The sequence below is a fragment of the Allocoleopsis sp. genome (assembly GCF_036703385.1).
Classification (GTDB): domain Bacteria; phylum Cyanobacteriota; class Cyanobacteriia; order Cyanobacteriales; family Coleofasciculaceae; genus Allocoleopsis.
Window position 1 is genome coordinate 1 of the sequence record NZ_DATNPA010000577.1, and the last position, 10659, is coordinate 10659.

The following is a 10659-nucleotide window of genomic DNA, read 5'->3' on the forward strand; positions in this document are numbered from 1 at the left end:
AACGCTATCGCTTCGTGAGACATGGTCAAAAAAGCGCATCTCCAACCTTACCTGACAAGCAGCGAACTGAAGTCCCGCTACTTCGGTTGCTCAGATCGAGTGGAATGAATCACGTCGTTGGCATCTACTGTGGTTAGTGTCGAAACACTGGACAATCCAGCAAGCATCTCTTGCCGTGGGATTGAACTATGCAACGCGGAAGTGATTCGCTCTACGACATCTTGTGAAACTTTACCTGTAACCCAGAGCGTGGGTGCAGTGTCGGTATCGGGTTAAGAGTCAAATTTTGTCTTGGTAGCAACTCCCAGGTGTAATGACGCAGCAGATGCGCCGCAAAAATCTTCATTTCCATCTGAGCAAACGCAATTCCCAAACAAATGCGAGGGCCACCGCCAAACCCCACTAAGCTATACTCTTGTTTTTTATGCTCCGCTCGTTCGGGACTAAAACGGTCTGGGTCAAATCGCTCTGGTTCGGTATAGACTCGGCTATCTTTATGAGTGCTGTTAATTCGGTAGAGAGCCTGCCATCCCTTGGGAATCGTGTAGCCATTAATTTCAAACTCCTCCACCACGCCGCGAAATCCGCCAGCGACTGGAGGATACAGACGCTCCACTTCCCGCAGCACCTGTTCTAGATAAGTCATTTGTTTCAACTGTTCTAAAGTCAAGCCACCCTCTGCGGCCAGTGCTTGCTGTTCGGCACGAGTACGGGCTAACACATTGGGGTGTTGTGCCAAAGCCATGCACAGTGAGGTCAGCATAGATGTGGTCGTTTCATGACCTGCAAACAACATTAGTAGTGCTTGGACTTTAATTTCTTCCAAACTCAAACCATTGCCTTCTTCGTCGCGACTCTGCACCAGCAATCCTAAAGCATCCTGTGCGGGTTCTTGCTGCCGTTTAATAATCGCTTGTTCGATGTGAGCCAAAAGTTGGTCTCGCGCTTTGAGTGCCTTACCGTAGGTAGTCCAACTCCAACGTATCGGTACAGAAAATAAACCCGCCGTTAGTTGAGTAAACCACTGCGATAAAAGCGCTGTAAGCGGCCCCGGTTCACTACCCATCAGCAACGTGCTGGCAATATCAAACGTCATCTGTTTGAGTTCACCAAACCAGGTAAAGGTTCCCAGACTCTCCCATTTCTCCAGATAGTTTTGGACAATGCCTTCCATTGAAGCCAGGTAATTGGCTAAGGCTGGGCCGTGAAACGCTGGCATCAACAGCTTGCGGTTCCTGCGATGTTCCTCTCCTTCTTGCAGAAACAACGACTCGCCCAGCAGTTCTTTGAACGTGTTAGGCCATCCTTCGCGCCAAGAAAACCGATGCATATCACTGGATAAAATAAAGCGATTCGCTTCCGGCCCGACCATAACGACCGTGGGACGCCCCAAAATCTGGGTCTTGAAAATCGGGCCATGTTTTTGATGCCGCTTGTCAGCGAATTCTGGGTCGGATAGAAAGCTCAGGGTTTCGCCAATGAAGGGTAGACCAAAGCTACCTGGAGGTAAAGGACGCGAAGCAATAGCATCATTAGTAGTCATGAAACACAACCAAGCAATTACAGAAACGAATAACTACTTCTATGATTGCCAGAAAGTCGGTTTTTCAGGGAAACCAAATTTTTCGATGTGGAAGTAATGGCTCTTGCAGATGTGTGAAAATACCCTTATGGGATGCTGACTCTCAAGAGAGTGGCGATCGCTATGCGTCACGCTAGCGCCTAAACGTTACACTTGACCCAGAAATTCTCATGGGTTGTGAGTGCTAGTGACAGACGAAGAACTGCTCGACATTATTGAAAAAGCAGCCAAGGATGAGGTAACGTCCCTTAGCCTATCAGCCAAAAAACTGACGACGCTGCCTCCTGAAATCGGAAATCTCACCCATCTAACAACGCTAGACCTCTACAACAACCAATTGACGACACTGCCAACACAAATCGGTAATCTTACCCATCTGACCCAACTCTACCTTGGGAGTAATCAACTGACGGCGCTGCCAGCAGAAATTGGGAATCTCATTAGTCTGAAAGACCTATACCTCGGTAGCAATCAACTGACGACGCTGCCAACACAAATCGGTCATCTCACCCATCTAACCAAACTATACCTCGATAGTAATCATCTGACGGCACTGCCCAAGGAAATCCTTCAACTCACCAATCTGAGAGTGCTATCCCTCAGCAATCATCAATTAACAGTGCTGCCTCAGGAAATTCTTCAGCTTACCAATCTGACAGTGCTGTTCCTCAACAACAACCAACTCACGCTGCTGCCACCCGAAATTGGGAATCTCACCCATCTAAGAGTACTCAATCTCAACAGTAATCAACTGACGGTGCTGCCATCGGAAATCGGAAATCTTACCCATCTGATACAGCTTTTTCTCAGCGACAATCAGCTGACGGTGCTGCCAAACGAAATCGGAAATTTCACCCATCTGATACAGCTGCACCTCCGCAATAACCAACTGAAAACGCTTCCCAAAGAAGTCTCTAATCTCACCAACCTGACAGCGCTATCCCTCAGCGATAATCCACTGACTTCGCCACTTCAGGAGATTGTCCAGCAAGGGGCACAGGCAATTTTGGCCTATCTTCGAGAGCAATCGTAGGATAGCCAACGGCAGTAGACCTATCTTGACAGTCTACTTTCATCTTTCGTTGTGAGCGATCAATGCGCTATCCATAATTTTGATTTTGGGATCGACATGAAGTTTACTCTTTCTTCGAGCGGCTAGCCTTTCCCATCCACTGTAACCATAAGTCTCTTCGAGTTTTTGCTTGACAACATCTAAGGTAAACATAAACTTTTCGGCCTGTTCTTTACAATAATCAGACTCATAAACACGAATTCCATGAATTAATTTATTTCGCATCTTGACTAAAGTACAGATTTGTTGCCACTCCTGATTGCCAATTACTTCGACAAGTGTTCTATGATGGGGTTCATAAATTAACCATTGTTCTTTTAACGCCATCAAACCTCTAGCTAAACCCATTAACTGTTCAGCAGACTTACTGGTGAAACCCGCAGAGACAATAATTTGCCGTAGGGTACGTCTCAGCATTTTTTCCGCCGTAAATACCGCTGTCACCAAGGCTTCTGAACAATATCCATCTCGGATTAATGATTCTATTCTTTTCTTTGCTTCGTCATATCCTAGAGTGACTGGATACATTGTGGCTTGTTGGATAAAGAGGGAATAACACAGATTAGATACCAACATAACGGATATCGATTACCCATTACCAACGATCGCAACTTGTATGCGCGACAGCTTATGATCGGGTGCGATCGCCCATTTTCTTCCCGATGCTTGGGCAAGCAACCCATAAAAAAATACCCCAGGATGATTGTACTGGGGTGCAGCAAGCTTATGCCTTCTCTGTGCCTATTGAGCTACTCTCGAAACATAGCAGCTTCAACACTAAACTCTGATCTGCTTAGAGATAGGCATTTTTATTAAAGCAGTTTGTATAGCCAGACACAAAATGTTATCCCAAGCATCACCCTGTCAGGGAGAGACTCGCCAAATTTTGATCGTTTGGTCAAGACTGCCACTGACGAGGGTCTTTCCATCGGGACTGAAGGTCAGAGAATCAACAACGCTTAGATGAGCACGCATAGCGCGGAGTAGTTTTCCAGTTTCCAGATTCCAAATCCTAATGGTTCCTGCCTTAGAATCCCAACTGCTACTCGCGAGAGTTTTCCCGTCGGGACTGATAGCCACCTTCTCCACCGACTCCGGTGGATTGAAAGCGTGCATGAGTTTCCCGGTACGCACATTCCAAGTTGCGATTGACCCAACTTCCCCATTCGTAATCCCACTGACCACAGTCTGACCGTCAGGACTAATAGCAATAGAATTAAGAGAACCGACTTGTCCCTCTAGGGTGCGTATCAAATCTCCAGTACGCGGATTCCACAGTTTAATTGTTCCATCAAACCCAGTACTGGCAAGAGTCTCTCCATCTTGACTAAAAACAAGAGAATCAACACCCGACGCTTCTGCATCCAGAGTGTGTATCACTTTTCCTGTTTGCAAGTTCCAAACCTTGATTTGGTTATCAGCGCTACTGGCAAAAGTCTGTCCATCGGGACTCATCGCAATATACTTCCCATCATCCGCCGATTTAGGGATGGTACGGAGCAGTTTTCCTGTACGGAGATGCCAAAATTGAATGCGGCCCTTTTCTTCAGACACTAGCTGCTGATTGGAACTATCGTTACTTGTGCTTGTGATCAGAATCTGACTATCGGGACTGAGCGCAACTGACCAAACTGGGTAGCGAGTATTTAGGGTGTAACGCAGTTTTCGAGTTGGCAGATCCCAGACTCTAACCTTACTATTCTGCCTGTCTTTGAGTGATCGAGATTTCCCCTGTTCCAGGAGGGTGGAAGTTTCTCCCCAATTACTATCACTGCCACTGACTAGGGTTTGACCATCTGGACTGACGGCAATGGAAAGTACTGAGTCTGATTTAGAGAGAGTATGGATGGGTTGAGCCATTTCTGAATCAAACCTTGCTCGGTCGGGTTCTAATTCTGTCGAGGGCGGTTTCCCACCGAATAAATCCTTGCCCTGCCAATGATTGGCTGTCAATCGAACTAAACTGCTGGTCGCGAAAATCATCAACGTGGCAAATCCCACTCTTAAAGCCGCCGCTTGCCGTAGTTTTTTCTGGGTCGTTGTACTCAGTGAATAGTACTGATGAGTTATGGGCTCAATTCGAGCTTCTGATGGGATTTCAAAAGGAAAAAGAAACGGGGTTTTATCTGGATAATCCTCTAAAAGGTCTGCATTATCCAACCAGGATGGAGTGTGAGGTTTCCATACCGTTGAAGCCTTAACCGCTTGTTCGGGAGTTGATTGAGGAGTCGGTTTGACAAAAGTCCTATCGATTGCGAGGTTGCGTATAGCGCTTGGAGTCGGCTGAAGTGTTAAGTCTCTCGCTACTTCGGCGACCGATTGATAGCGTCGCTTGGTCGCACTTTGCAGTAATTTGTCTAAAACCCTCGCCAAAGCATCACTCACCGGATTGATCAAGAAATCCCGCCAAACCCAGGTATCTTCGCTGCTATCAAATAAATCAAAGGGCGGAATCTGGGTTAGCAGATGAATACAGGTGACGCCCAAGCTGTAAAGATCACTGGCAAAAACCGCTCTACCTCTAATTTGTTCGGGAGCGGTATACTCAGCACTACCGATAGATGTTCCTGTCTTGAGCAAGGCAGTTCCCGTCGCGAATTTGGCTGCACCAAAATCAACCAGGACGAGTTGACCTCTTTTCCTATGAGTTCCTGTTGCCCTCCCTTGAGTTCCCAGGGGAGGAGAGGTGCGGCGAATGATGTTGGCAGGCTTAATATCTCGGTGTATTACTTTGCGCTCATGTATAAAATTAAGGACTGGTAGCAGACTGATGAGCAATCCTCGAATCTGGGTTTCGTTGAAAGCGCCTTCCTCTGCTAGTTCCTGGGCAAGATTTTGCCCCTCGATAAACTCTTGCACTAAGTATTGCTGCCCCTGTTGCTCAATATGAGCTAGCAGTGCTGGAATGTGGGGATGTTTGCCAAGCTCTTTTAATCGCTTAGCTTCCTGGCGAAATAACTCTGCGGCTTTCTGAGCATTAGGGGTACCTTGTTGTTGGAGGAAAAACTGCTTAATCACACAGCGTGGTTTAGAGGGTTTACCTCCATCCACCGCCAGAAAGGTTCTGCCAAAGCCACCTTGACCAATCAGTTTTAGGGCTTGATAACGCTTTTGGAGCAGCAAGGTTGACCCGCAACTTTGGCATAACTGGATGCTATTAGGATTTTGGGGCTTCGAGCAGCTGGGATTCAGGCAATAGCTCATAACTGGGAAGCGATTAGCAGAATGAATCTATGGTAGTCTTCCCACTAATTCCTGGGTTATGAGGCGGGATCAGTCTTACGGCATAAATTATTAATTCCTTTCTTGAAGTGTAAATACTTAGCACCTGAAGTTTATCGGTCTTAGTGATTATGCTCTTCGAGAGCGTAACCCATCAAAGTCTTACAGGTTGAGGCTCTGCGGCTGACGCTAACACATCCTACGTCTACCTCTGTGGTTCGTTCGCGGGTTGATTTTATGCTGGGGAAGGAAATTAATTCGGTAGGGAAACGGCGCTGAATTGGCTATGCTAACTAAGCACGAGACGGCTCGGTTAATTGCTGAAGGTGGGATTAACCAGGAACCATCTATCTATGATCGAGAAATTGTCAATCAAATTCTGGGATATGAGCAATTTTGTTTAAGTCCCGTTCTCCTGGGGTTGACATCAAAAATACCTCGACAATTGCCGATGAGAACCCTAGTGTTGGGCTGATTTATGGAGTAGAGATTCAAGTCCATGCCGTGAGTCAAATTATCAGCGCTGTACTTGACAAACGACCTCTTTTGCGGACTTGGTCGGATGGGTGGGAATATGCGTGGATTTTCGCTTGGGGTATTTTAGAAATTGGTTTCGGGTGGCTGACTCAATCCCCATTAAGAAATCTTTTGGGTGTTGGTGTTGCCAGTACCGGTTTAATTGGCGCTAGCGTTTTTCTCCTAATTTGGGGTTGGTGGGTGCCAGAGGAAGTGCGACAGGAATTGCGATCGCCGTTTTAGAGGGTTTAGCAGTAAAGCGTTACATCTTCACCACATTGGTCTGCCAAATAGGTTAAAGATTTGAAGCGAATGCAAACGATTTGCTCGTAGAAAGGATTCAGTTTGCACAGTGGTGGAATGCGAACGATAGTGCGGTCAAGAAATTTAATTTCTCGCTCAAAGGGACAACTAGCTGGAATGAGCTTGCACAGCGATCGCGCTACTTGAGGATTACGAATTTCTAAAGATTCCAGCCATTGGCGGATTGGGTTCAATGGCGCACTAAAGCGACTTCCAGTTAAGCTATTCACAAATAGAGACTCAATAGGGGAGAGATTGTAGAAATATCAGCCGGATGGTAGATGCCAAAATGAAAGTTTTACTTCTAATCCGGGCTAGTCTCTAAGTTAGACCTGAAAAATGCAGAACTTGTGTAGACTCTTAGTCAAGCCCAAAAAATCGGGCTACTCATCCCAGCCGAGAGTTTTCGCAATCTGACCGGGGAGTTTCATAGCCTTGAATGGCTTGGGAATAATGCCTGCTACGCCGAGTTCAGCAAACCGTCGCTGCTCCGCCGCTTGCACCTTTGCTGTCATCAAAATTACAGGGATAGACTGGGTAGCTGGATTCGCCTGCAACGCCCGAAACGTCTCTATGCCATCCATATCTGGCATCATCACATCTAACAAGATGACATCGGGTTGCTCATCGGCTGCCTTCGCCAGTCCTTCCGCGCCGGATGCGGCAATTGATACATTCCACCCGCCAACTGCTTTGAGAGTGAGTTGAGCTACTGCTCGAATATCGTATTCGTCATCAACAATTAGAATGCGCTTGGTGATCATGTAGGGCTATCTCCCGTCTTGCCTCGAATCATGCGGTTGAGCAGGTCGATCGCTCGTTGTTCAAATTCTTGTGATGTAATGCGTCCTTTGGTAAAGAAAAGCGTTTGTCCGAGTTTTAACCGTTCGCGATCGCTTTCATCTAAATCCTGAGCCGTATAGACAACGAGTGGAACCTGACGCAAGCGATCATGCTGCCGCAGCCAGTCCACTACGGCAAAACCATTGTATTCTGGGAGTGCCAAGTCGAGTACTAGCAGATCGGGAAGAATGCGCTGGCTCAAGTGAATGGCGTCCCGTCCGGTTTGGGCATAAAAGGTTTCTATCCCGTGGCGAGAAAACACGGTCGCGAGTACTTGTGCCAGTTCTAAGTCATCTTCAACAATCAGAACCTTGATGGTTTGATTGCGATCGGCTAATACTCGCTCTAGAGCTTGACGCAATATCCTTGGTTCTGGAGGTTTCACAATCCAATCACTGACACCCGGATGGGGGGTTTCTCTCGCATCCGGTAACAGCCCACTGAGAATGATTACTGGAATTGTTTGCGTTTCTGTCTGATTCTTCAGAACTGCCAAAGTTTCCCACCCATCCATCTCTGGCATCATGAGGTTGAGCAGAATTGCATCAGGTTGCTGGGCAACTGACCGTTCTACCGCCTCTTGTCCCGATGCGACGGTCAGCACCCGGTAGCCTTGTCGTTCTAGCATGGCTTGCACTACAGTCCGAACAGAGGGGTCATCATCGCAGACCAAAACAAGGGGGGAGTTTTGAGTTGAATCTCCTAACTCAGAACTCAATACGGAGAACTCAGAACCTTGGACAGCAGTAGGGATGGGTAGGGTAAAGCAGAAAGTACTGCCTTCTCCTAAGGTGCTTTCGGCCCAAATCTGTCCTTCATGCTGCTGTAAGATACTGCGGCAGATGGCTAAACCCAAACCCGTTCCCCCCTTTTGGCGCGAGTCTGAGGCATCAACCTGCTGAAAGCGTTCAAAAATGGATTCGATCTTGTCAGACGGAATTCCGCGTCCCTGGTCTCTAACTTTAATCAGGAGAGTATCGCAAGGGGATAAAGGATGAACGCTCTCTGACTGCTGACTGCTGACTGCTGACTGCTGACTGCTGACCCCTGACTGCTGACCCCTACCCCTAATCAACTCTGCGCTTAACCAGACTGTACTGCCTTGAGGTGAGAACTTTATGGCATTACTGAGTAAGTTGGTGAACACTTGGATGATGCGATCGGGGTCTGCCCAGAGGCGGACTGACACAGGAGAAACGGATAAGGTGACTCCAGCCCTTTCTGCTATTTCCTGGATTGCCTCTACAGATTGATTCATTAAGTCACCAGCATCGCAGGCTTGTTTCGTCATCACGATTTTGCCTGACTCAATGCGTTCGATGTCTAGGATGTCATTGATCAGACGAACTAAGCGATCGCTATTATTAGCTGCAATATCTAGCATATGTTGAGCGTCTTCCGGTTGGTTTTGCAAGACGCCACCGGCTAGTAAGTCCAAAGCAGCAGAAATGGAGGTGAGCGGTGTCCGCAGTTCATGGCTGACAACTGAGATGAATTCATCCTTTAAGCGTTCGATTTCGCGGCGATCACTAACATCCTTCATGAAACAGTAGTTCCCAATGAACTGCTGTTGTTGGTTGTAGGCTTTAACGATCACCACTTGCTTATCGAAGACGGTTCCATCTTTACGCACTGCTCTAACTTCAAACTCTGCCTTCCCGTCAATCAGCATACGTTGGTAGGCAGTCTCTATAGTCTCCAATTCATCTGGATAAATCGTTTGTTTCCAATTCATCCCAACCAATTCTTCGGGTTGATAACCTAACATGCGGGCATAAGCTGGATTAGTTTTGAAGTAACGCCCCTGACTATCGACTTGAGCGATACCCTCAACAGCACTTTCCAGTGCCTTGCTCAAATTGCGGAGTTCTTCAAGAGCCTGTTTGCGATCGGTAATGTCTTCAATTTGGGTAACGATGTACAACGGCTGGTTTTGCCCATCACGGATGATCGAACTACTCAACATTCCCCAAACCGTATGTCCGAGCTTATGCAAGTAGCGCTTTTCAAACTGACAGGAGCGAATCTCGCCGGACAGCATTTGCTGAAAATAGTGGGTTCCAATCTGCAAATCATCGGGATGGGTGACTGCCTGGAAGGTTATCGCTAGCAATTCCTGCTCTGAGTAACCAAGCATCTCACATAGTGAACGATTGACTTGCAGCCAGTAACCATCCAGCGATACCAACGCCATTCCGATCGCAGCATTTTCAAACGCCTGATGAAAGCGTTCTTCACTTTCTCGTAATGCTTCTTCTGCCCGCTTGCGTTGCGCCGCCGCCGCCACGGCATCGCTAATATTTCGGAAATAGACGGATAGACCCTCTCTAGCAGGATAGGCGTGTACTTCAAACCAGGTATTCAGCGGTGAATAGAATGTCTCAAACTCAACGCTTACCTGCTCTGATACTGCCCGGTGATACTCCCGGTAAAAGGTTGAGCCTACCGATTCAGGAAACTCATCCCACAACACTTGACCGAGCAACTCCTCCCGCTTTCGCTGCAAGAGCAGTTCTGCTTGTCGATTCAAGTAGGTGAAACGCCACTCTCGATCCACGGCGAGGAACGCATCCGTAGTGCTTTCCAGAATATTAAGGCTCTGGTTACGAGCTGCCTCTGCTTCAGCCCTTGCCTGTTGCTCTTGCGCGAGAAGCTGAAGGCGTTCTACTTCTGCCTGTTTGCGCTCGGTAACATCGCGGGCGATCGCATAAATTAAGTTTTCTTCAACAATGGGAAAGGCTTTCCAGGAAATCCATCGGTACGAACCATCTTTACAGCGGTAGCGATTCTCAAAATCAAGGGTGAGATGCCCCTCAGCAAGTTTTGCAACTTCAGCAAGGGTTGCAGCCCGGTCATCGGGATGAACAAAGTCAAGAAACGGTTGGGCTAGCAGTTCTTCGTTGGTGTAGCCAAGGACTTGTTCAAATGCTGGATTCAAACGCTTGAAGTAAGCATCGGTACCAGAAACGCTGAGCATATCCCTAGAGAGGTTGAAAAAGCGATCGCGCTCCTCCTCTGCCCGTTTGCGATCGGTGATATCCCGCGTCACCTTTGTAAAGCCGCGTAGGTTTCCCGCCTCATCTCGCAGAGCAGTAATCACAATATCTGCCCAAAATCGCGA

The 10659-nt window shown here is 47.6% G+C and carries 8 protein-coding genes; 2 read left to right on the forward strand and 6 right to left on the reverse strand.

Going from position 1 to position 10659, the window contains the following annotated elements:
• Nucleotides 1-211: 211 nt before the first annotated feature.
• Nucleotides 212-1543, reverse strand: coding sequence for a cytochrome P450 (locus tag V6C93_RS27995; protein WP_333479954.1), 1332 nt, complete (start codon nt 1541-1543; stop codon nt 212-214).
• A gap of 226 nt (nt 1544-1769) precedes the next feature.
• On the opposite strand from V6C93_RS27995, the gene V6C93_RS28000 reads away from it, so the two are divergent.
• A complete protein-coding gene (locus V6C93_RS28000; RefSeq protein WP_333479955.1) occupies nt 1770-2615 on the forward strand; it encodes a leucine-rich repeat domain-containing protein in 846 nt (281 codons plus the stop codon).
• A gap of 39 nt (nt 2616-2654) precedes the next feature.
• On the opposite strand, the gene V6C93_RS28005 is transcribed toward V6C93_RS28000, so the two are convergent.
• Entirely contained in the window at nt 2655-3182 is a 528-nt protein-coding gene (locus V6C93_RS28005; RefSeq protein WP_333479956.1) for a hypothetical protein, read from the reverse strand.
• Nucleotides 3183-3518: 336 nt separating this feature from the next.
• Entirely contained in the window at nt 3519-5858 is a 2340-nt protein-coding gene (locus V6C93_RS28010; protein WP_333479957.1) for a serine/threonine-protein kinase, read from the reverse strand.
• Between the two features lie 414 nt (nt 5859-6272).
• Between V6C93_RS28010 and V6C93_RS28015 the strand changes: the two genes are divergently transcribed.
• A complete protein-coding gene (locus V6C93_RS28015; protein WP_333479958.1) occupies nt 6273-6635 on the forward strand; it encodes a CHASE2 domain-containing protein in 363 nt (120 codons plus the stop codon).
• A 5-nt stretch (nt 6636-6640) separates the two neighbouring features.
• On the opposite strand, the gene V6C93_RS28020 is transcribed toward V6C93_RS28015, so the two are convergent.
• The 3 genes from V6C93_RS28020 to V6C93_RS28030 all read right to left on the reverse strand — a co-directional run.
• Nucleotides 6641-6925 carry a Mo-dependent nitrogenase C-terminal domain-containing protein gene (locus V6C93_RS28020; protein WP_333479959.1) on the reverse strand — a complete coding sequence of 95 codons (285 nt, stop codon included), beginning with the start codon at nt 6923-6925 and terminating at the stop codon, nt 6641-6643.
• Between the two features lie 153 nt (nt 6926-7078).
• Entirely contained in the window at nt 7079-7459 is a 381-nt protein-coding gene (locus V6C93_RS28025; RefSeq protein ID WP_333479961.1) for a response regulator, read from the reverse strand.
• Nucleotides 7456-10659: PAS domain S-box protein (locus V6C93_RS28030; RefSeq protein ID WP_333479962.1), on the reverse strand; the 3204-nt coding region annotated here is incomplete at its 5' end. The genes V6C93_RS28030 and V6C93_RS28025, both read right to left, overlap by 4 nt.

Coding starts and splice junctions, on each gene's coding strand:
- V6C93_RS27995 (WP_333479954.1), bottom strand. CDS start 1,543: ATGACTACTAATGATGCTATTGCTTCGCGTCCTTTACCTCCAGGTAGC.
- V6C93_RS28025 (WP_333479961.1), bottom strand. CDS start 7,459: ATGATCACCAAGCGCATTCTAATTGTTGATGACGAATACGATATTCGA.
- V6C93_RS28005 (WP_333479956.1), bottom strand. CDS start 3,182: ATGTATCCAGTCACTCTAGGATATGACGAAGCAAAGAAAAGAATAGAA.
- V6C93_RS28010 (WP_333479957.1), bottom strand. CDS start 5,858: ATGAGCTATTGCCTGAATCCCAGCTGCTCGAAGCCCCAAAATCCTAAT.